Source organism: Tamlana sp. I1 (assembly GCF_015355625.1).
Lineage (GTDB): Bacteria > Bacteroidota > Bacteroidia > Flavobacteriales > Flavobacteriaceae > Pseudotamlana.
This window is the reverse complement of record NZ_JACLAF010000014.1, coordinates 89,395-112,690: the sequence shown is the minus strand read 5'-3', so window position 1 is coordinate 112,690 and position 23,296 is coordinate 89,395. Positions and strand designations below refer to the sequence as shown.

The window sequence follows — 23,296 nt, the reverse complement described above, 5'->3', positions numbered from 1 at the left end:
AATTTTTGACATGAATGTTGTAACGGAATGGCTTTTTTTAAGTTTAAAATTCACATCAAAATGTCTTCCAGTGAATAAAGAGCTCATTTGACTAAGTTAATAGTTTTTGTTCATTTAATCAACCGCGTTACTATACGATCTTTTTTAAAAGCTTATCTTAATCTAATTTGATTTTGTAATTTAGCTATTAACAAAATACTCTTTAATGACCACTTTAATTCTCTGGGCAACCTTATCTATCTTTTTTTCCTTTTTATGTTCCATACTCGAGGCCGTTTTACTTAGCGTAACCCCTACTTATATAAACATAAAAAAGCAAGAAGGCAAATCGTACGCCTTAGCTTTAGAGGCCTTAAAAAAAGATGTAGACAAGCCCCTAATTGCCATTCTTACTTTAAATACCATCGCCCATACTTTAGGCGCTATGATGGTTGGTATTGAAGCTGAAAAACTACCTTTTAAAATTGAACTTTTTGGCATTAATACGGTGGGCATTGTTTCGGCAATTATGACTTTTTTAATTTTAGTAGCCTCAGAAATTATCCCAAAAACCATTGGTGCAACCTATTGGAAACAACTCGCCAATTTTACCACAAAAGCCTTAAAAATTTTAATATTTCCTTTAAAATGGACTGGCATTTTATGGTTGTTACAACTTACCACAAAACTTGTTGGTGGTAAAGGTCATGGTAGTATATTAACTCGTGAAAGCTTTATGGTTATGACGGATTTAGCCCATGAAGAAGGACTTTTTAAAGAGAATGAAAGTAAGGTGATTAAAAACCTTTTAACTTTTAAAGAAGTTTTTGCTAAAAACATCATGACGCCTAGAGCGGTTATTAAAACCGAAAATGAAAATACTACGGTTGAAGAATTTTTCAATAAAAATTTAAATCTACGTTTTTCTAGAATCCCTGTGTATGTTGACGAGCCCGACAATATTAAAGGCCTTGTACTAAAGGATGAAGTTTTTAAAGAAATGGCACTCGATAATGGCTCTAAAAAACTATCCGAATTAAAGCGAAATATTATTATTGTAGATCGTAATATGCCCATTCCCGATTTGTTCGATCAACTAATTGATAGTCGTAACCACATGGCATTAGTGGTAGATGAATATGGCTCTGTTAATGGTGTAGTTACCATGGAAGACGTGATTGAAACCCTTCTAGGTTTAGAGATTATGGACGAAAGCGATAATGTTTCAGACCTGCAACATTTGGCACGAAAAAGCTGGGAAATACGCGCCAAAAAACTGGGGTTATATAATGATGAAAATACGCCTCCAGAATAGTGGAAACCTGCATTATAAAATCGCCATTAGGCTACACTAAAATCACAGGAAATGCAGAGGGAATTACTTCTGTAACTATACTTAATTCTGAAGAAAAAATTACGGATGTTATTCCTATTGAACTCGAAGATTGTGCGACTCAGCTTAAGGAATATTTTCAAGGCGAACGCCAACAATTTAGTTTAGAATTAAATCCGCAAGGCAGCGATTTTCAAAAGCGGGTATGGAAACAATTGGAACAAATTCCATTCGGAAAAAGCCTATCTTATCTCGAATTATCCAAACAGTTGGGTGATGTTAAAGCCATTCGAGCCGTGGCCAATGCCAATGCTAAAAATCCGATTTGGATTATTACACCCTGCCATCGGGTTATTGGAACTAACGGAAGTTTAACAGGCTACGCAGGCGGTTTACACCGAAAACAATGGCTTTTAAATCATGAAAGCCCTAACAAACAACACACACTTTTCTAAAAGAAGATAAAATCGGGGACTAACAACTTAAGATAAAATTTTTCCTATATTTATTTCAACTAAAAATAATTTTTATGAAATTCCTAAAAAACCTCTTTAAATGGTTGTTAATCGCCATCCTTACTTGTGTTGTTCTTCTATATGTTTTCGATTATGGCTACATCCTTAGAGGTGCTAGAATTGTATATTTCACAGGACATAAAACCGTTTTTATTGACGACTATCCTTATTTTGAAAACGACACTATTAAAAAAGGAAACGACATTTCACCATGGCCCCTTCATAAAAATTATAACACTGTAGAATCTACTGAAAGACTTAACACTTTTAATGACAAATTAGGTACTGTAGCCTATTTAATAATTAAAAACGACAGTATTTATTACGAATGGTATGCGCCAGAATATAGCGATGCCTCGAAAACAAACTCCTTTTCTATGGCGAAAAGCATTACCACAGCTTTACTAGGAAAGGCCATTATGCAAGGGCACATTAAAAGTTTAGACCAGCCTATTAGCGATTTTTATCCGCAATACAACTATGCCAAAACTACGGTTGGCGATTTAGCGTCTATGGCATCGGGTTTAGACTGGGTTGAACATTATAGTAGTCCGTTTTCAGTTACCGCTAGAGCCAATTATGATAGTAATTTAGCCAAAGCCATTTTAAAACAAAAAGTTATTGAAGCCCCAGGAAAATCCTTTGAGTATTTAAGCGGGAACACCGAATTATTGGGCATGATTATTCAAAAAGCAACAGGACAACCACTTGCAGCTTACCTTTCGGAAAACTTTTGGAAACCTATGGGAGCCGCTCAAGATGCTTTATGGCAATTGGATGGTAAAGAACACCGTTTGGCAAAAACATTCTGTTGTATTTCTAGTAATGCAAGAGATTTTGCACGCTTTGGAAAACTTTACAAAGACCACGGAAAATGGCAAGGCAAACAACTTTTAGATTCTGCTTATGTAGCAAAATCAATTCGTCCTCGCTTTAAAGAAAGTCCAGAATACGGTTACGGTTGGTGGTTGCGAAAGCATGAAGGCAAAAAATTTTTTATGATGTTAGGGCACCACAGCCAATTGGTTATGGTCGAGCCAGACGACAATGTAATAATTGTGAGGCTTGGACAAAGAACCTCCGATGATGAAGGCACCACACACTTCACTAAAGACCAAGATGTTTATATTGAAGAAGCCTATAAAATGTTAGGTAATGATTAGAAAACTAAATCTTGAAAATATTTTATTTCTTGATATTGAAACTGTTCCGGAAGTTCAACATTTCTCTGAATTAGACGAAACAAAACAAGACCTTTGGGCACACAAATCGCAATACCAAAGGAAAGACGATTATACGGCTGAAGAGTTTTACGATCGTGCAGGCATTTGGGCCGAATTTGGCAAAATAGTCTGTATTTCGGTTGGGTATTTTAAGATTCATAACGATTTAAGAAAGTTTAGAACCACCTCTTTTTTTGGTGATGAAATCAACATTTTAAAAGACTTTAAAAACCTTTTAAACACCCATTTTAACGACCCAAAACATTTACTTTGCGGACATAATGGTAAGGAATTTGACTTTCCTTATATTGCCAGACGCATGATTATTCATAACATCGAATTGCCTCATAAACTCAATTTATTTGGCAAAAAACCTTGGGAAGTTCCGCATTTAGATACCTTAGAATTATGGAAGTTTGGCGATTTTAAAACCTATACCTCCTTAAAATTATTAACCCATGTTTTAGGCATACCATCGCCAAAAGATGACATTGATGGGAGTGAAGTTTATCGGGTGTATTACGAAGAAAATGAAATAGATCGCATTGTAACCTATTGCGAAAAAGATACCATAGCTGTGGCTCAAATATTTTTACGACTACGTGGTGATGCCATTTTAACCGACGATGAAATTATTCATATATAATGAAGGAAAACCAAATTTTACAAGTTAAAAACCTAAGTGTTTCGTTTGGCGAAAACGAAGTGGTTCACAACATCTCTTACCAACTCCATAAAAATGAAGTTTTAGGTATTGTTGGCGAATCGGGCTCTGGGAAATCGGTGTCTTCATTAGCGATTTTGGGATTACTTCCTAAGAAAATTTCAACCATTAATAGTGGGGCAATCTATTTTCAAGACGACGATTTAACGCAAATGCCTTCCTATGAATTTCAAAGCATTCGTGGGAATAAAATCGCTATGATTTTCCAAGAACCCATGAGTTCTTTAAACCCTTCAATGACCTGCGGAAAACAACTTTTAGAAATTTTATTAGAACACACACATATTTCAAATAAAACGGCTAAAAGCGAAACCATTGCCCTGTTTGAAAAAGTAAAACTCCCTGAACCCGAACGTGTGTTTAACGCCTACCCCCATGAAATTTCTGGCGGACAAAAACAACGGGTCATGATTGCTATGGCTATTGCTTGTAAACCCGATGTTTTAATTGCCGACGAACCTACAACAGCGCTAGATGTAACAGTACAAAAAGACATTATTCTTCTATTAAAAGAATTACAGGCTCAAACTAAAATGAGCATTATATTTATCACACATGATTTAGCTTTAATTTCTGAAATTGCCGACCGTGTTTTAGTCATGTATAAAGGCGATATTGTAGAACAAGGTTTAGTGGCTAGCATTTTTAAAAACCCGCAGCACAATTACACGAAAGCCTTAATTAGCGCCCGCCCGTCGTTAGATACGCGCTTAAAAGTTTTACCAACTATAAAAGATTTTTTAAATAACAGCATTTCCAAAGCTATTGTAACGACTGAGGAACGTCAAAAAAATCATGAAAAACTGTACAGCAAAACCCCTTTATTGGAAGTGATTAATGTTGAAAAGGAATACTTTTCAAAATCGAATTTGTTTACTAAATCAAAAGGATTTAAAGCGGTAAACGATGTAAGTTTTAAACTTTATGAAGGCGAAACTCTAGGTTTAGTAGGCGAATCTGGCTGCGGAAAATCGACGCTAGGAAATGCCATTCTGCAATTAGATAAAGCAACTGCAGGAAAAATACTGTATAAAGGCATTGATATTACCAAATTATCGAAATCTGAAACTCGGAAACTTCGAAAAGACATTCAAATTATATTTCAAGACCCTTATTCGTCTTTAAATCCGAGAATGCCTGTTGGAGAAGCCATTATGGAACCTATGAAGGTACATAAACTTTATAATTCGGATGAAGAACGCAAAGCGCAAACTATTGATATTTTAAATAAGGTAGGTTTATCTGAAGACTATTTTAACAGATATCCTCATGAGTTTTCGGGCGGACAACGCCAACGTATTGGCATTGCTAGAACCATTGCTTTACAACCCAAATTAATTGTTTGCGACGAGTCTGTTTCGGCACTAGATATTTCGGTTCAAGCACAAGTTTTAAACCTGCTAAATTCTTTAAAAGCAGATTTTGGTTTTACCTATATTTTCATCTCGCACGATTTAGCGGTTGTAAAATATATGTCCGATCAATTATTGGTTATGAACAAAGGTAAAGTTGAAGAATTAGACGATGCAGACACCATCTACGAGCATCCTAAAAAGGAATACACTAAAAAATTAATTCATGCTATTCCCAAAGGGCTATAGCATGAATATTTTTTTAGTTAAATAACATAAGCTTTTCACAAATTGTACAGTATCTCTCATCGATTCTTTGAATTTGCTTTGGTTTTCTGTAGGTAGGTCAGGTAGATTTGTTGCTATTCTCATAAGATTTAAAATTTATGATAGATTTGGGGGAAAATCTATATTTAATTTAGTTTAATTGGTTGTGTCTAATATCATATATATTTTCAATATATCCGATAAAAAACATATAAATTCGACAAAACGCATGAATTTTTAACATTCGTAGTAAATTCACCAAAACCTAAACCCTTGTTTTTCAATATTAAATAGCCATTTCTGGAATATCACCTTCAATAATTAAATGTCCTTCTGTAGCTGTTTTTATAGTCTCAACTGAAACCCCTGGAGCACGTTCTAATAATTTGAAACCTTTATTGGTAACTTCTATCACCGCTAGGTTTGTTACAATCTTTTTTACGCAACGTACGCCTGTTAACGGTAACGAACATTGTTTTAGTAATTTGGAATCGCCATGCTTATTCGTGTGCATCATGGCCACAATAATGTTTTCGGCACTCGACACTAAATCCATCGCACCTCCCATACCTTTTACCATGCGTCCTGGAATTTTCCAATTGGCGATATCACCATTTTCAGCCACTTCCATAGCGCCTAAAATGGTTAAATCGACGTGTTGCCCACGAATCATAGAAAAACTTAAAGCCGAGTCGAAAAAACTCGCTCCTGGCAAGGTGGTAATGGTTTGTTTTCCTGCGTTAATAATATCGGCATCTTCTTCACCTTCAAACGGAAAAGGCCCCATGCCCAAGACACCATTTTCACTTTGAAATTCAACCTGAATATCATCTCGCACATAATTAGCAACTAGCGTTGGTATGCCTATGCCTAAATTCACATAGTAACCATCTTGAACTTCCTGTGCAATGCGTTTAGCAATTCCTGTTTTGTCTAACATAATTAGTGTATGTGTTATAGTTATAAGTGCCTAAAGTATTTAAAGTTAGTCATATTAATATTTAAGATGAACCCAGCAACATCACTAATCAGTGAAAGTAAGTTAACTTCTGGTACCAGTTAAACTCAACTTTAGGCAATTTAAGTACTTCTAACTTTAAGTACTCTTTTTTTTAGCTTAAGTACTTTTAATTCTAACCGTCCGTTGTTCAATCCGTTTCTCGTAGTTTGCTCCTTGAAAAATACGTTGTACAAAAATGCCTGGAATATGAATTTGATTCGGGTCTAAAGTCCCAAGCGGCACCAATTCTTCAACCTCAGCGACTGTAATTTTAGCGGCGCCACACATTACGGGATTAAAATTTCTGGCAGTTCCTTTAAAGATTAAGTTTCCAGCAGCATCGCCTTTCCATGCTTTTACAAAAGCAAAATCGGCTTTAAAAGCATGTTCTAAAACATACATTTTACCATCAAATTCACGGGTTTCTTTACCTTCGGCAACCTCGGTACCATAGCCTGCTGGCGTAAAAATAGCGGGAAATCCTGCTTGAGCAGCGCGGCAACGTTCGGCTAAAGTACCTTGCGGAATAAGCTCTACATCCAATTCACCAGAAAGCATCTGACGTTCAAATTCATCATTCTCGCCAACATAAGACGAGATCATTTTTTTGATTTGCTTTTTTTGAAGCAATAAGCCCAAGCCAAAACCGTCTACCCCTGCATTATTCGATATACATGTTAATCCGTTTACACCAAGTTTTACCAATTCGGCAATGGCATTTTCGGGAATTCCGCACAGTCCAAAACCACCCAACATAAAGGTCATGTTATTCGTTACACCTTTTAATGCCGCTTCAACGTTAGCTACTTTCTTATTAATCATTCTAACTAGATTTTATCTCTCTAAATTTACGAATAATTGCATGATACGCGAAAACGTTCAATCAAATAAAAAAACCATCCAGAAACTGAATGGCTTTTAAAATTTTATAAAAGGGATAAACTAAAACTCCAATTCGTCTACGCGTTCATCCTCTTGCTTATTGGTATTTTCTGTTTCCGAAGTTGTAGAACAATCTACATTTATAGATAAATTTTCTGGCGCTACAAAATCTTCAGCAGAAACGTCTAATTCTTTATCGGCGTAGCAACTCTTCATATACACTCCCCAAATAGGCAATGCCATGGCTGCTCCTTGTCCGTAAGTAATTGTTTTAAAGTGCACCGATCGGTCTTCAGCACCTACCCAAACACCGGTTACTAAATTAGGCACCATACCCATAAACCAACCATCACTTTGGTTTTGTGTCGTTCCTGTTTTTCCTGCTATAGGATTGGTGAATTCGTAAGGGTAGCCTGTTGCTATTTCTCTATAATCGGCTCTATAAGAATCGCGTCCTTTCCCTCTTAAACGACCACCAGAACCATATTGGGTTACCCCTTCCATAAGTTTTACAGTAACATAAGCAGTTTCAGCGTTTAAAACATCGCGAGTTTCAGGTTTAAATTGGTATAAAACAGTACCATTTTTATCTTCGATATTTAGTACCATTACGGGCTTAGTGTACACCCCTTGATTTGCAAATGTAGAATAAGCACCCACCATTTCGTAAATACTTATATCGGTGGTTCCTAAAGCAATTGAAGGTACAGGAAGAATCTTAGACTCAACCCCTAATTTCTTAACCATATCGACAACAGTTTGCGGCCCTACCTTATCTATCAATCTAGCTGTAATCGTGTTTACTGAATTCGCTAAGGCATTTTTTAAAGTTCGAATACCACCGTACTCGTTTCCAGAATTTTTAGGACACCACTCTTCTGGGTTTCCAAATTTGCCCGCTTCAATACAAAACGGCGTATCTGGAAAAGCATCGCACGGTGAAAAATGCAATTGATCGATTGCTGTAGCATACACAAATGGCTTAAAAGTAGACCCCGTTTGACGCTTACCTTGTTTTACCATATCGTATTGAAAATGCCTGTAGTTCATACCACCAACCCAAGCTTTAACATGTCCTGTTTGCGGATCCATAGACATCATCCCTGTTCTTAAAAAGGACTTGTAATAACGCATAGAATCCATAGGTTTCATAATGGTATCGACCTCTGAAGGTTTGCCGTCAATCCATTTAAAAACAGACATTTTAATAGGCTTATGAAAAGATTCTTCAATTTCTTTATTCGATTTCTTTAAATCGTATTTCATATGCCTCCAACGTTCCGATTGTCTCATGGAACGTGCTAGTAAATTTTTTATTTCCTCGGGTTCTAGGTCTGAAAACGGCGTTGTAGGATTGCGTTCTGGAGTATTTTGATGAAAAAACTCGGCTTGCAGTCTTGGCATATGCTGTTGTACGGCATCTTCAGCATATTTCTGCATACGCGAATCAATAGTTGTATAAATTTTTAAACCATCGTTATATAAATTCCATTTGGTACCGTCTGGTTTCGGATTATTTTTAATCCAATCCTTCATAAATCCATCTAAATAGCCTCTAAAATAAGTGGCAATACCCTCACGATGCGATTCTGGAGAATAATCTAAATCGAGTTCTGTTTTTTGAAGCGAATCTTTAACTTTTTCAGTTATATAATTGTACTTATACATTTGTGCCAGCACCACATTTCGTCTGTTTCTAACCCCAATTGGATTACGTTCTGGTCTTGGATTGTATAATGATGAATTTTTAAACATGCCCACCAACATCGCCGATTCTTTTAAATCGAGATCTTTAGGCTCTTTATTGAAATAAATTCGAGACGCACTACGAATACCATCGGCATTATTTCCAAAATCGTAAATATTAAAATACTGGGCGATAATTTCTTCTTTGGTGTACTGGCGCTCCAAACGAATAGCGATAATCCATTCTTTTAATTTTTGAAGTATTCTTTCAACAATATTTGTAGACCCTTCGCCGTGAAATAATTGTTTTGCTAATTGCTGCGAAATGGTACTCGCCCCACCACTTCCTGGTTTTACTAAGGCTCTTAAGGTACCTCGAGCATCTACGCCAGAATGCTCATGAAAACGCGCATCTTCAGTGGCAACTAAGGCATCTACCAACTGTGTAGGCAACTCGTCGTAACTTACAGGCGTTCGGTTATCATTAAAATAAAATTTTCCTAAGGTTTTTCCGTCTGAAGAAATAATTTCGGTAGCAAGATTTGTTTTAGGATTTTCTAAAACCGTGTGATCGGGCATTTCACCAAAAGCACCCCATGAAGCTAATAAAAAGAGAAAAACAATTGAAAGTAATCCTCCTAAAAACAAGATCCAAAACCAACGAATATACTTTGAAAAATCTTGCCCTTTTTTTGTTTCTTTTTTTGCTGTTGCCATGTACTATTTATTAATACATCTTCATGCTATTGCGCAGCTGCGAAAACACAAGATGTTGCCTTTATTTTTTATGTTTAGGAACCTCAATACTAAATCCAACATCGGTGATTCCTTCCAGCTCTACAACGCCATTTACCATACCATTTTCGCGCATAGCCTGCTGAATGTTTACGTTATATTCTCCAGATTCTGAGAAAACAACCTGCTCTTTATACCAGAGTTTATTTTCTTTAATATCAGTATAGCCTGTACCCAAAAGTTTGCCACTTGGTTCGGCCATTTTATACTCTAAAGTATCTTTTACTGTTTTACCATGCGGAAAAACCATTTCGACAATCAAGAATATATTATTGTATTTATAAGCGTTTGTGTTTCTTAAATTTACAAACAAATTATAGGGGTTTATAGAATCAGGGGGATGTATTTTAAAGTTAATTATAGAATCTTTATGCCATTTGTTTGGCACCGATTTATACTCATCAAAATAATATTTAGAGTTGCAAGACACAACACTAAAAAAAACGACTACTAAAAGTAACAAGGCACTATTTTTCAGCATTTTTACTGTTTTCAGGTTTATTTTGAGGTTTATTAGGCTTCCTTCTATTGTTCTTGTTTCTATTTTTCTGGTTCGGATTTTTGGCTCCACCAGCTTTAGCTGCACCTTCCGTTTTTGGCTTATTCGGGTTATTAGGCCTGTTAGGCTTTGCTTTTGGTTTATTTGGGGTAGTTGGTTTGTTCGGGTTGTTTGCTTTAGGCTTATTAGGTCTGTTTGGAGCAGCCTCTTTATTAGCAGGGCTTCCTCCTTTTTTACGTTTGTTATTTCTACGTTTTTTATTAGGTTTTGGACTATCAAAACGTGTTAAACTATCCTGACCTACAACGTTCTCAAACTCGGTTTTAGTATCTTCAACAAGGTCTAAAGCATATTCTTCAAGACTTGTAATTTTTTGTTTTTTCTTATTTAATTCGATAATTTCATTAGCATGTTCTGTGGTTATTTTATGCCAATTCATCCATTCGCCTTCGTAGGCATACCACATGTGTCCTTTAAAAATATCGGTTTTTTGGCAAACAGCGACACCTTTTTCGGTGTATAATTTAATATCGGATTTTGGGAAACTTTTTAAAGCATCTAGATACGTATCCAGCTCATAGTTTAAACAACATTTAAGCTTTCCACACTGACCTGCTAATTTTTGAGGATTTAAAGATAATTGTTGATAACGTGCAGCCGATGTACTTACCGAACGGAAATCTGTTAACCAGGTAGAACAACATAGTTCGCGGCCGCAAGAACCAATACCTCCAAGTCGAGCAGCTTCTTGACGAAAACCAACTTGTTTCATTTCGATACGCGTTCTAAATTCGCGAGCAAAAACTTTGATTAATTCACGAAAATCGACACGATCTTCAGCGGTGTAATAAAATGTGGCTTTACTGGCATCGCCTTGAAATTCGATGTCTGAAATTTTCATTTGCAGCTTCAAATCGATCGCAAACTGGCGTGCTTTAACCTTCATAGCTTCTTCACGTTCGCGAGCGGTTTGCCAAATATCAATATCTTTCTGACTTGCTTTTCGGTAAATTTTCAGGCCTTCTTCTTCATTAACTGGAATATTTTTGCGTTTCATTTGCACACGCACCAATTCCCCCGTAAGGGTTACCATTCCAATATCATGACCAGATTTAGATTGTGTAGCAACAATATCGCCAATACTTAAAGTTAAGTTTTCGGAATTGATGTAATACTCCTTTCTGCCGTTTTTATAACGTACCTCAACCCAGTTAAATGGGGCTTCGCCGTTAGGTAATGACATGTTAGAAAGCCAATCGAATACAGTTAGTTTATTACAACTATCTGTACCACAAGTACCATTATTTTTGCAGCCTTTTGGTGAGCCGTCTTTTGTTGAGCAACTTGCGCAAGCCATATTTTATATATTGAATTCGCTAATAATTAACTTATTACGAATGAAGATTTATAAATTTTTGTTCTTTCAATGTTGATTGAAAAACAAATTTTGTTAGGATTTTGAAACTGTATTTCAAAAAACACTTTACGATGTAAAGATATGATTATTATCAGTACTTATAAAGGAAGATTTTAATATAGTTGACAGCAACCAAATACAATGCCTTTATTTTCCTAAATCTGCTTAACCGATATGATTTTTACCGGACAAGCTTTAGCGGCATTTTCACAAGCTTCAAATATAAGTTCGTCGTTCGATTTTAAGGTAAAAAACCCTTTTTTATCCTGCCCATGAAGCAGTACGGTTTTACCATCTTTTTTAGACATTTGAAACTGATTGGGCGCCAATTCCACACAATAATTACAACCAATGCACTTTTTACGCTGAAGAGTAACAACCACCATTAGGCTTCCACTTTATTTTCGACAATCTTGTAAAGTTTGTCCGATTGACGGATTCTAAAAGGCAGTTTTATGGTAACTAAATCGCCTTTTTTACCCTCGGTTCCTTTTTCATCGTTAACCATAAATTCGTTAACCACCAATTCTTGTGCCCCTGTAGACGGCCCAGTAACTAAAATGGTGTCTCCTGCGTTAATATTATAGGCTTCAATTTTAAATTCGCCAACCTCTGCTTTTGGGAAATAGTGTGTACCTTTCCCAATATACACTTTCTTTTGTGTAGCATGCGAGCCAGACCCTTTGCTCCACTCGCCAAGTTTTTGTCCTAAATAATATCCGCTCCAAAAACCGCGATTGTAAACGGTTTCTAGAGTTTTCATCCATTCTATAACTTCTTCTTTGCTATAGGTTCCATTTTCAATACTATCAATGGCTTCGCGGTAACATTTTATCACTTTTGCAACGTATTCAGGAGCACGACCACGACCTTCAATTTTTAAAACTTTAATGCCAGCATCGGCTACTTCGTTTAAAAAATCGATGGTACATAAATCTTTAGGAGACATAATGTATTCGTTATCCAACTCCATTTCAAAGCCCGTTTCTTGATCGATAACCGTGTATTTCTTTCTGCAATTTTGCTTGCAAGCCCCACGATTTGCTGAAGAATTATCGGAATGCAAACTCATGTAACATTTACCCGAAACCGCCATACAAAGGGCACCATGACCAAAAATTTCAATTTCAACTAAATTTCCTGAAGGCCCTTTTATTTGTTCCTTTTCAATTTGTTCGGTTATTTTTTTAACCTGACGTAAACTCAATTCCCGACTTAAAACCATAGTATCTGCAAAAAGTGCATAAAACTTAACGGTTTCAATATTGGTAACATTAATTTGTGTGGAAATATGCACTTCCATGCCGGCTTCTCTAGCCATGGAAATCACGGCCTGATCCATAGCAATAACGGCAGTAATATTTGCTTCTTTAGCTTTGTTTACAAGAGTTTTTACGATAGATAAATCGTGATCGTAAATTATGGTATTAAGCGTTAAATAGCTTCTTACGTTTTTAGCTTCGCAGCGTTTTACAATTTCATCTAAATCATCTAAAGTGAAATTTACCGTTGCTCGAGCGCGCATGTTTAATTGTTCTACACCAAAATAAACAGAATCGGCACCATTGTCTAAAGCAGCCTGTAAGGATTCGAAGTTTCCTGCAGGCGCCATTAATTCAATTTTTTGCATGATTTCTTAACTTAAAAAACTTTAATTCAGTTCAATTTCATAATTCAAGCGGTTTGATCGCGACCTTAACTCACTTTTTGACTTAAATATGCTTGAAAAAAGCAGTTTTCCCCAGCCTATTTTTTTGGCATAACTATTAAATGATTCTTCTTTCCAATTAAAACTATCTTTCCAAAAGCTTGTTGGAGAAACATAACAAAAAGTATAATCATATATAAAACTTGAACTATTTACATTTTCCTCCTTCGGAATTTCATCAGAAGCTAGTAATGTAATATTATTCTCTACACATGATTGTTTTATCTTTTTTATAACATTAGGGTAATCATTTCTAACACTATCTAAATTAAAATCATTGTATTCGGTTTCCCCAATTTTTCGTATGGGTCTTATTTGAAGTATATCAAAACTTTTCCCATCAAAATGATTAAACAAATCTTTTAGTTCATAAAAATTATCTTTATTAAAAGTGTAATTAATTCTCACTTTAAAATCATAACGCTTTTTTAATTGCTGAAAAGACCTGAAAGCTTCATGAAACTTTTCATAACTGCCTTTTTGCATAAAATTCTCATAACTCGCTTTTGTCACGCCATGCAATGAAATAGTAAACTCATTCAAGCCCGCTTTTAATAGTTCTTCTATGCTTTCGGTAGTTAATAGGTTCGCATTTGTTGTTAAACTAATGTAGGGCACACGATACTTTTTACCTAAGCGCACCAATTCTGGTAAATTCTTATATAAAGTAGGTTCAGTTCCACAGCCTATTTGAAGTTTTAAAGCCCTTTTAAATATAACTTTAGCAACTTGTTCTAGTTCTTCTTCTTTAAATTGACCTTTTAGTTTTTTAACAAATTCCTTGTCGGTAAAATAACACATTTTACAACGAAGATTACAGGCTAAAACAGGGTCAAGGTTAACAGCTAAATAGCGTTTATTAAAAACATGGAGTATCCAAAGTGCAAAAAACTTAATGCGATAATTTTTAATTTTCCTATTAAGTTTTAATAATTTATATACGTCCATGGATTATTTTTTTAGTGTCTCAAAAATGTTTCTTAAATCTTTTTTGAATGGTAAATGGTCGGCACGACCTTTTTTGAAAATATCGTTACTATTGGCTTGTCCCTTACGAAGTGCTTTTTGTTCTTCAAAAGGTAAGGCATGAATCTCTTTGCAGTTGTTAGAACAGCAATTGTTCATTTCTTCTTTACAACTATCGCATTGAATAAAAAGCAAATGGCAAGCATCGTTAGCGCAATTGGTATGAATATCGGCAGGCGCACCACATTGGTGGCAACAGGCAATCACATCGTCGCTAATTTTTTCGGCACGGCGCTCGTCGAAAACAAAATTCTTTCCTATAAATTTATTTTCAAGTCCGTCTTCCTTAATTTGTCTGGTGTACTCAATAATGCCCCCTTCTAACTGAAACACGTTTTTAAAACCTTTATGCTTAAAATAAGCACTGGCTTTTTCGCAACGAATACCACCAGTACAATACATAACTAGGTTTTTATCTTCTTTATGGTCTTTTAAATCGTCTTCTATAATATCTAACGATTCTCTAAAAGTATCTACATCGGGTGTGATGGCATTTTTAAAATGACCAATTTCACTCTCGTAATGGTTTCGCATATCCACCAAAACGGTGTTTTCATCTTCAATAAGTTCGTTGAATTTATCGGCAGCCACATGCACTCCTTTGTTGGTCACATCAAAAGTATCATCATTTAAACCATCTGCAACAATTTTGTTACGCACTTTTACTTTTAGTTTTAAAAAAGACATGTTGTCTTGCTCTACGGCAATATTCAAACGGATATCTTTTAAAAAATCGATAGTATCTAGATGTGATTTAAATTCGCTAAAACGATCGGCAGGTAAAGACAGTTGCCCGTTTATGCCTTCGGTGGCCACATAAATACGTCCTAAAACGTCTAATTGATCCCAAACAATGAAGAGTTGATCACGAAATTCTTGAGGATTCTCAATTTTGGCATATTGGTAAAAAGAAAGTGTTAATCGATCCTTTCCGGCTTTTTCGATTAATTCGGCTCTCTCTAAAGCACTTAATTTATTGTACAGTTGCATGCTATACTAATTTTTAAGGTTAAAGACTATTTTTTTGAAGTTGCAAAAATACAACTTTATAGCAGGATTACCAGTTTTTACACAAAAAAAGCACCCAGACAAATATCTAAGTGCTTAATATTGAGTTAGTCAAACCCACCTACTACTTATAGGCAGCAAAAAAAAATTGCTTATTTATAATGAAGATGCTTATGAAAAGAAAAGGTTGCGTCGAGAAAATTAATTTTAGCAACGGCACTGCAATACAATTCTGTTTTTTATGAATTTATGTTGAAAACTATTATTGTGTTATGCTAAAAGTTATAGTATTTTAGCCTGCGTAACTTCAGTAAAAAAATAGATAAATGAGCAGTGAAAAAGAAGCTAAATTAAAAGCACTAAAACTTACATTAGACAAGCTAGATAAAGCCTACGGAAAAGGAACAGTAATGAAAATGAGCGATTCTGCAATTGTAGATGTCGAGGCTATTCCATCTGGTTCGTTAGGTTTAGATATTGCTTTAGGCGTTGGCGGATATCCTCGCGGAAGAGTCATCGAAATTTACGGTCCGGAATCTTCGGGTAAAACCACTTTAACGTTGCACGCTATTGCGGAAGCTCAAAAATCTGGAGGTATTGCGGCATTTATTGATGCCGAACATGCTTTTGATCGTTTTTATGCTGAAAAATTAGGTGTAGATATTGATAACTTAATCATTTCGCAACCAGATAATGGTGAGCAAGCTTTAGAAATTGCCGATAATTTAATTCGTTCGGGCGCTATTGATATTGTAGTCATTGACTCGGTTGCTGCTTTAACACCAAAAAGTGAAATTGAAGGCGAGATGGGAGACTCTAAAATGGGGCTTCACGCACGATTAATGTCTCAAGCCTTAAGAAAACTTACAGGTTCTATTAGCAAAACCAAGTGTACGGTAATCTTCATTAACCAATTACGTGAAAAAATTGGGGTGATGTTTGGAAACCCAGAAACAACAACCGGTGGTAACGCCTTAAAATTCTACGCTTCGGTACGTTTAGATATTAGACGTTCTACTCAAATTAAAGAAACTAACGGTGATGTTGCAGGTAACAAAACCAGAGTAAAAGTGGTAAAAAATAAAGTAGCACCTCCTTTTAAAACAGCCGAATTCGACATTATGTATGGCGAAGGCGTATCAAAAGTTGGTGAAATTTTAGATTTAGCTGTAGAACACGAAATTGTAAAAAAGAGTGGTTCATGGTTTAGTTACGAAGAGACCAAACTCGGCCAAGGTCGAGACGCGGTTAAAGCCATTATAAAGGACAATCCAGAACTTATGGATGAGCTTGAAGCCAAGGTTAGAAAAATAATCACAGAAAAATAATTTTTAAAATCCCGTTAATTCGGGATTTTTTTTTGACTTAAACGCAACCTTTTCTTTTCATATGCATCTACATAGAAATATGTAATAAACCCCTAAATTTGCACCTAATGAAAAGATTAATAGCAATTTGCCTAACATTGGCATTATTTTCATCTTGTAGTACCGATGAAGGTAGTTCTTATCATTATGAAATTTTACCTGTTGATAGTGTTGATATCCCAGACGAGTTTGAAATGGGAGAAACCTACCCAATTACGATACATTATTCAAGACCATCAACCTGCTATGGCTTTAGTGAATTTTATTATTCAAAACACAATAACGAGCGCACCGTAGCACCAGTTGATATTGTATTAGAAAGTAACAATTGTGAAACGCCAGAAAATGAAATGGCAGAAGCCACCTTCGATTTTTTAGTGACCGGAAACGGCTCTTACATTTTTAAGTTTTGGCAAGGAAAAGATGAAGATGGCGAATCGCAATACCTTACTATTGAGGTTCCTGTAGTAGAAACCTCAGCACTTTAAAAAGAATGTAAACTGTTGCGTGTTTTCTAAAACAAACAATAAATTTAAGTATTAATTTAATACATGTTCCATATTGAGTTTAGATCAGCTCATAGAAAATTGTAAAGCCAACAATACAAAAGCTCAAGGCGAATTATACAACTTGTTTTCCAGCAAGTTATTCGCCATAAGCTTAAAGTATTCGCGAAATCGTGCCGAAGCGGAAGACAATCTGCAAGACGCCTTTTTAACTATTTTCAAAAAAATAGAACAGTATAAAAACAAAGGCTCTTTTGAAGGTTGGCTAAAACGCATTACCGTAAACACCGTTTTACAACGTTACCGCGCCGATAAAGTTTTCGAACTTGTAAACGAAAGTGCCATTGAAGATGTAGAAATTGAAATTGATGAAGACACCGTTTCCATTGATTATCTCTTAAAAATTATTCAGGAATTACCAGACAGATACCGATTGGTTTTCAACTTATATGTATTAGATGGCTATTCGCATAAAGAAATAGCCGATATGCTAAACATAAACGTTGGAACATCAAAATCGAATTTAGCACGTGCTAGATACATTTTGAAGCAAACGATTGAAGAATATAACAATAGCGAACGCTCACAATCATTATAATGGGTGATAAGAAACATATAGACAGATTATTTCAGGAAAGTTTCAAAGATTTTGAAGCTACGCCTAGCCCTGCTGTGTGGGAAAACATAGCGGCTAATCTAAACGATAAAGAAGACAAACGTCGTGTCATTCCAATTTGGTGGCGCTACGCTGGTGCAGCTGCCCTACTTTTACTTTTTCTAACGGTTGGAAACTTTATTCTTAATACTGATGAGGCTTCAACCATTCAAGTTGTTGAAACCAATGAAACTCGTATTGAGAACACTTCAAAAGAGAATCAGCCTGTAATTAATAATGTTATTGAAGCTGCTTCAACGACTTTAGCCAATTCGAATGATGAAAACAATCAAAACCCCTTAAATAACAGCTCAAAAAAAGCTTCTGAAAAAGCATCACAAAATATTATAAGGCCTTCTAAAGCTTCAGCCATTGCAGAATCTTCAGATGAAAAAATAGATAGTGAAAATGAATTAGTTCAGCCTTCAACAAAAAACAAATCGGTGTATTCTGAACAAAATGGTGCTATCGCAAATACTTCCGAAGTCAAAATTGTTGAAGATGACTTATCAGAAATCATAAATAAAAACAATAATAATACGGCTGTTGCTTCAACCATCGAAAAAGACAATACCGCTTCTAAAAATGAAACACCTTTAATTGATAAAGCAGAAGCAAAAGCGCTAATTAATGCCGCGTCGCAAAACAATAACGCTATTGCGGAAGCTAATAATCGCAATAAAAATACGCGTACTATTGAAGACGCTTTAGAAGAAGGCAAAATTAAAACAGAGCAAACAAAAAAAGAAAATAAATGGAGTGTTTCGCCTAATGTTGCCCCTATATATTTTAATAGTTTGGGTGAAGGTTCGTCTATTGATCCGCAGTTTAACAGCAATCAAAAAACGGGTGATATTAATATGAGTTACGGTATTTCTACAAGTTATGCGGTTACTAAAAAAATAACCATACGCTCTGGAATTAATAAGGTTAACTTGGGTTATAACACTAACGATGTGGTAATTTTCGAATCTAGAGGCACAACCACAAGCGCCCTACAAAACATAGATGCGCCTAAAAACAGTTCCAACAACATTTCGGTAGTCAGTTCAAGTTCTGCTAAAGATTTTCCGCAATCGCTTACCGCATCAAACGTTTCTATTCATCAAAATTTAGATTATTTAGAAGTGCCTGTTGAAATTGAATATACCCTTTCGGAAAAACGCTTAGGCGTAAATGTTATTGGTGGCTTTAGCTCCTTCTTTTTAAATGATAATGATTTATTTTCTAGGGGTGAAGATGGCTCAAGCACTTATTTAGGCGAAGCCAACAACGTTAATAAAACAAGTTACAGTGCTAATGTTGGTCTGGGCTTAAACTATAAATTCTCTAAAAAAATTGATTTGAATTTAGAGCCCATGTTTAAGTATCAACTAAATACTTTTAACAATACATCTGGTCATTTTACACCTTACTTTATAGGTGTTTATACAGGGTTTTCTATAAAATTCTAGGTCTCTGGTTGGCCTTAGCGTTTTTGGTTTTTATTTATAGAAGAAAACCCAGATACAAAAACTGCTCTTTCTGGTTCGAGAGCAGTTTTTTGGTTTATGAGTTACTGTTCAGAATTGGTATAACGTTCCAAAAAAAGTAGATTATTTTTCATAGCCATATAAAAGCAAAAAGCGAATTGGCAAAACCAACCCGCTTAATGACTAAAACAATTCAAACAAACTACTTTAAAATAAATTAACTCCGTTAAAGTTTATAAACACGTACCCAATCGATAAAAACAGAACACGGAAACTTGGCTTCTGGCACAATTGGACCACCATAAGTATGGTCTGCTCCCCCAACCCCTGCGCTTAAAATGGCGTACATTTTATGTTCAAAAGGGTGCCATTCATCAAAATGATTTGAATATTCTGAAACACTTACGCGTTTACCATCAATGTTCTGTACAGCTATTTGGTCCTGACCATCAATTGCATAAGCGCCACCATCATTAAAATAATGTATATGATACACATTATCATCAACAAAAAACTCCAAACGATCATTATACCAATCAATACCATAGGTATGAAACGCAGCACTTCCAGCATCTAAATCGCCATCTGGCGGCGGATAATTCCCATAACCAGGCTCGGCTGGAGTTGGGGTTTGCTTATCTTTATAGTTATAATAACCTCCTAAATGGCCGTGATTCCAAGACTGCCACTCGTTATTTTGCCATTCCCAGGCATAATGTACAGTACCTAAATTATTATAAGGAATGGCGCCAACATATTCCATAATATCAATTTCTCCGCCTTGAGGCCACATTAAATAGGTTTCGTTCGCAGGAATTTCTTGAGGCATCATCCAAAAAGCAAAACCCTGACCTTGATGTTTAACGTCACGTGCATAAACCCGTGCTACAATACGGTGTCCTGGTCCCCAAGATGCTTTATCGAAAGTGCGTATTCTTCCGCTCGTATAATTTCTATCCTCAAAATTTTCCGCACGTGTGGTAATAACCAAACAACCGCCATCGGCACCAACAATACCATCTTTAAAACTTACATTTTCTACACGATCAGTGGCACGATCCAATTGCCCTGTACCCCAATCTCCATTAACTCCTGTACCCGTTTCATAACTCCATTTGGACAAATCTAGAGTTCCAGAATTAAACTCGTCAGACCATACTAATTCTCCAGAGACTCCAAGGTCAGTTTCTTCTTCTTCAGTAACAAAAACACGAACTATTAGAGTTTCCGAAAGTTGTTGTTCATTGTTAAAGGCTGTAATTTTTACGGTGTACTGGTTAGTTCCAGGAGCAATAAAGCCATAAGTATAACTGTTTGTTTTTACAGTTTCAGATTGGCCTTCTACCTCTATTTGATAATAAAGAGCATTGGTTGCTGTAAATTTAAATTCCACATAACCGTTACCATCGCCATTAGGATTATCGACACTAGTGCCTTTAACAACAGCTTCTACCCTAAGATCGGATAAAATAGGTTCTTTTATGTCTTCGGTCGTATCATCACTACATGACAGTATAATAAAAACAATACATAATAAAATTAGGGCTTTAAGTTTCATAGTTTACGGGGTTACATATTCAAGTTCTGCAAAAGTGCTTACTCTAGAATCGGAACCAATAAACACATGAAAATCGCCAGCTTCAGTCTCCCACTTTTTATTAGCGGTATAAAACTGAAGCAATTCTGGAGTAATTTCAAAAGTTACTGTTTTTGATTCTCCAGGCTCTAAGCTTACCATTTCAAAACCTTTTAATTCTTTAATCGGACGCGTAATACTTCCTACTAAATCGCGCATGTATAATTGCACAACCTCTTTCCCGCTACGGTTTCCTGAATTTGTAAGTGCTACAGAAGCCGTAACCGTTTCCCCTGGTTTTAAAGTTGAAGCCGATAATTTTACTTCGGAATATTTAAACGTAGTATAACTTAAACCAAATCCGAAGGCAAATAAAGGATCGTTTGAAGCATCGGTATGATGCGAAAATGTCACTTCGCCGTTATCTGCAGGACGTCCTGTATTTTTCTGATTGTAATAAAAAGGTTCCTGCCCCACCGATCTTGGGAAAGAAACAGGCAATTTCCCTGAAGGGTTGTAGTTTCCAAACAACACATCGGCTACAGCATGACCGTGCTCCGACCCTAATTGCCAAACCTCTAGAATGCCTGGTAAATGTGCTGCCGACCAGCTAATTTCCATCGGACGACCATTCATTAATACCAAAACAATATTCTTATTCACAGCGTAAACGGCTTCAAGTAATTCTTGTTGAAATCCTGCAAAACTAATTTGCGTTTGACTTCTACCTTCTCCCGATTGAAAGGCGTCTTCACCCAAAACCATGACTACAACCTCAGCCAGTTTAGCTGCTTTAACCGCACTTTCAATTCCAGTTTTGTTAGTTGTATTAATTTTTAAAGGTGCTAAAAACGAACGTTCGCCAACGCCTAAATCGACACCTTTTTCATAAAATATTCTCGTATCATCGCCAATAGCATCTTGAATACCTTCGAAAACAGAAATCGCCGAATTTGCTTCCCCTTGCGCTCTCCAATTCCCTATTGGTGTATCTTTATCGTTTGCCAATGGCCCAATTACTGCAAGACTTTTAATGTTTTTATCAAGGGGTAAAATATGATTTTGATTTTTTAAAAGTACTATCGATTTTTTAGCCACATCTCGTGCTATATCGCGATTTTCATTGGTATAAACCTCACTTTTTTCACGTTCTGTATTGCTATAACGGTAAGGATCATCAAAAAGACCTAAACGAAACTTAACACGTAAAATACGTTTTACAGCATCATCAATTAACGCAACATCTACTTTGTTTTCATGTACTAAAGTCTCTAAGCCAACCTCGTAAGCACGGCCTTCCATATCCATATCGCTACCTGCTTCAACAGCAATTCTAGCCGCATCTGTTCTATCTTTTGCAAAACCATGCGGAATTAATTCGGCAATAGATCCCCAATCGGACACCATAAAACCATCCCAACCCCATTCGCCTTTTAAAAGGTCTCTTTGTAAATATTTATCGGCAGTTGCAGGCGTACCGTCAATTTCATTAAAGGCATTCATAAACGTAGCAACGCCAGCATTAGCAGCGGCCTTAAAAGGTGGCAAGATGCTATTTTGCAGTTCATGTTCACCAATATTAACCGTATTATAATCTCGTCCTGCTTCACCAAAACCATAGCCCGCAAAATGTTTTGCACAAGCTGCAATGGTGTTTTCGCTAGCTAAATCATCACCTTGAAATCCTTTAACACGCGCTACAGCAATTTTACTGGCTAAAAAAGGGTCTTCACCAGAACCTTCCATAATACGCCCCCAGCGCGCATCGCGAGAAACATCAACCATAGGAGCAAAGGTCCAATGCTGTCCTGAAGCCGCAGCTTCTTTAGCCGCAATTTGGGCACTTTTTTCCATGGCATTTAAATCCCAACTCGCACTTTCACCTAAGGGAATTGGAAACATGGTTTTGTAACCGTGAATCACATCATAACCAAAAATTAACGGAATTTTTAATCGCGAATGTGTCATAACCACTTCCTGCGCTTCCCGCGTTTCTTTTGCAGTTAACACATTAAGCATCGAGCCAACTTCGCCATTTTTAAGCTTTTCTAATTTGGTTTGTGTATCAATATCCGAAGGTGTTCCAGTAACTTCCCAACCACCACTATATTGATTCATTTGTCCTATTTTTTCTTTAAGTGTCATTAAAGATAAAACAGAGTCTATTTTTGTTTCTAAATCATCTTCATGCTTAGTTAACTTTTCATTATTACAAGCAATGCTACCCATAATAATTAACGAACCAAACCCAATATTTAAAAGTCTTTTTAACCGTATTTCCATTGTATATTTATTTTTCCTTTTTA

20 protein-coding genes are annotated in these 23,296 nt (G+C 36.0%); 9 read left to right on the top strand and 11 right to left on the bottom strand.

Annotated features, from left to right (window positions below; all coding sequences use genetic code 11):
- Window positions 1-205 precede the first annotated feature (205 nt).
- From H6X70_RS13755 to H6X70_RS13735, 5 genes are all read left to right on the top strand, one after another.
- Entirely contained in the window at window positions 206-1,294 is a 1,089-nt protein-coding gene (locus H6X70_RS13755; protein WP_194768264.1) for a CNNM domain-containing protein, read from the top strand.
- Window positions 1,294-1,767 (top strand): methylated-DNA--[protein]-cysteine S-methyltransferase, encoded by a 474-nt coding sequence (locus H6X70_RS13750; protein ID WP_194768263.1) that lies wholly within the window; start codon window positions 1,294-1,296, stop codon window positions 1,765-1,767. The genes H6X70_RS13755 and H6X70_RS13750 overlap by 1 nt, the downstream gene beginning before the upstream one ends.
- A 74-nt stretch (window positions 1,768-1,841) precedes the next feature.
- Window positions 1,842-2,990: a serine hydrolase domain-containing protein gene (locus H6X70_RS13745; RefSeq protein ID WP_194768262.1), complete on the top strand. Its 1,149-nt coding sequence runs from the start codon at window positions 1,842-1,844 to the stop codon at window positions 2,988-2,990.
- A complete protein-coding gene (locus tag H6X70_RS13740; RefSeq protein WP_194768261.1) occupies window positions 2,983-3,696 on the top strand; it encodes a 3'-5' exonuclease in 714 nt (237 codons plus the stop codon). The genes H6X70_RS13745 and H6X70_RS13740 overlap by 8 nt, the downstream gene beginning before the upstream one ends.
- Window positions 3,696-5,375: an ABC transporter ATP-binding protein gene (locus H6X70_RS13735; protein WP_194768260.1), complete on the top strand. Its 1,680-nt coding sequence runs from the start codon at window positions 3,696-3,698 to the stop codon at window positions 5,373-5,375. Before H6X70_RS13740 ends, H6X70_RS13735 begins: the two co-directional genes overlap by 1 nt.
- A gap of 304 nt (window positions 5,376-5,679) precedes the next feature.
- Here the strand turns inward: H6X70_RS13735 and H6X70_RS13730 are convergent, their stop codons facing one another.
- From H6X70_RS13730 to H6X70_RS13690, 9 genes are all read right to left on the bottom strand, one after another.
- Window positions 5,680-6,333, bottom strand: coding sequence for a 3-oxoacid CoA-transferase subunit B (locus H6X70_RS13730; RefSeq protein ID WP_194768259.1), 654 nt, complete (start codon window positions 6,331-6,333; stop codon window positions 5,680-5,682).
- 177 nt (window positions 6,334-6,510) lie between these two features.
- Window positions 6,511-7,215, bottom strand: coding sequence for a CoA transferase subunit A (locus H6X70_RS13725; protein WP_194768258.1), 705 nt, complete (start codon window positions 7,213-7,215; stop codon window positions 6,511-6,513).
- Window positions 7,216-7,335: 120 nt separating this feature from the next.
- Window positions 7,336-9,678 (bottom strand): penicillin-binding protein 1A, encoded by a 2,343-nt coding sequence (locus tag H6X70_RS13720; RefSeq protein WP_194768257.1) that lies wholly within the window; start codon window positions 9,676-9,678, stop codon window positions 7,336-7,338.
- A 61-nt stretch (window positions 9,679-9,739) separates the two neighbouring features.
- The gene (locus H6X70_RS13715; protein ID WP_194768256.1) at window positions 9,740-10,237 is read right to left on the bottom strand and encodes a gliding motility lipoprotein GldH; all 498 of its coding nucleotides are present in this window, start codon (window positions 10,235-10,237) and stop codon (window positions 9,740-9,742) included.
- A complete protein-coding gene (locus H6X70_RS13710; RefSeq protein ID WP_194768255.1) occupies window positions 10,224-11,612 on the bottom strand; it encodes a stage 0 sporulation family protein in 1,389 nt (462 codons plus the stop codon). Before H6X70_RS13710 ends, H6X70_RS13715 begins: the two co-directional genes overlap by 14 nt.
- A gap of 215 nt (window positions 11,613-11,827) precedes the next feature.
- Window positions 11,828-12,058 carry a ferredoxin gene (locus tag H6X70_RS13705; RefSeq protein ID WP_194768254.1) on the bottom strand — a complete coding sequence of 77 codons (231 nt, stop codon included), beginning with the start codon at window positions 12,056-12,058 and terminating at the stop codon, window positions 11,828-11,830.
- On the bottom strand, window positions 12,058-13,302 hold the full coding sequence (locus H6X70_RS13700; RefSeq protein ID WP_194768253.1) for a peptidase U32 family protein: 1,245 nt from the start codon (window positions 13,300-13,302) through the stop codon (window positions 12,058-12,060). The genes H6X70_RS13705 and H6X70_RS13700 overlap by 1 nt, the downstream gene beginning before the upstream one ends.
- Before the next feature lie 21 nt (window positions 13,303-13,323).
- Window positions 13,324-14,328, bottom strand: a complete 1,005-nt coding sequence (locus tag H6X70_RS13695) for a radical SAM protein (RefSeq protein ID WP_194768252.1) — start codon at window positions 14,326-14,328, stop codon at window positions 13,324-13,326.
- A 3-nt stretch (window positions 14,329-14,331) separates the two neighbouring features.
- Window positions 14,332-15,396, bottom strand: coding sequence for a rhodanese-related sulfurtransferase (locus H6X70_RS13690; RefSeq protein ID WP_194768251.1), 1,065 nt, complete (start codon window positions 15,394-15,396; stop codon window positions 14,332-14,334).
- 344 nt (window positions 15,397-15,740) lie between these two features.
- On the opposite strand from H6X70_RS13690, the gene recA reads away from it, so the two are divergent.
- From recA to H6X70_RS13670, 4 genes are all read left to right on the top strand, one after another.
- Entirely contained in the window at window positions 15,741-16,742 is a 1,002-nt protein-coding gene (gene recA / locus H6X70_RS13685) for a recombinase RecA (protein ID WP_194768250.1), read from the top strand.
- A 107-nt stretch (window positions 16,743-16,849) separates the two neighbouring features.
- The gene (locus H6X70_RS13680) at window positions 16,850-17,269 is read left to right on the top strand and encodes a hypothetical protein (protein ID WP_194768249.1); all 420 of its coding nucleotides are present in this window, start codon (window positions 16,850-16,852) and stop codon (window positions 17,267-17,269) included.
- A gap of 73 nt (window positions 17,270-17,342) precedes the next feature.
- A complete protein-coding gene (locus H6X70_RS13675; protein WP_194768248.1) occupies window positions 17,343-17,885 on the top strand; it encodes an RNA polymerase sigma factor in 543 nt (180 codons plus the stop codon).
- The gene (locus tag H6X70_RS13670; protein WP_194768247.1) at window positions 17,885-19,396 is read left to right on the top strand and encodes a hypothetical protein; all 1,512 of its coding nucleotides are present in this window, start codon (window positions 17,885-17,887) and stop codon (window positions 19,394-19,396) included. Before H6X70_RS13675 ends, H6X70_RS13670 begins: the two co-directional genes overlap by 1 nt.
- A gap of 244 nt (window positions 19,397-19,640) precedes the next feature.
- Here H6X70_RS13670 and H6X70_RS13665 read toward each other — a convergent pair whose 3' ends face one another.
- Complete coding sequence (locus H6X70_RS13665; protein ID WP_194768246.1) at window positions 19,641-20,972, bottom strand: glycoside hydrolase family 16 protein; 1,332 nt, start codon at window positions 20,970-20,972, stop codon at window positions 19,641-19,643.
- A 3-nt stretch (window positions 20,973-20,975) separates the two neighbouring features.
- The gene (gene bglX / locus H6X70_RS13660; protein ID WP_228530376.1) at window positions 20,976-23,273 is read right to left on the bottom strand and encodes a beta-glucosidase BglX; all 2,298 of its coding nucleotides are present in this window, start codon (window positions 23,271-23,273) and stop codon (window positions 20,976-20,978) included.
- Window positions 23,274-23,296: the final 23 nt, after the last annotated feature.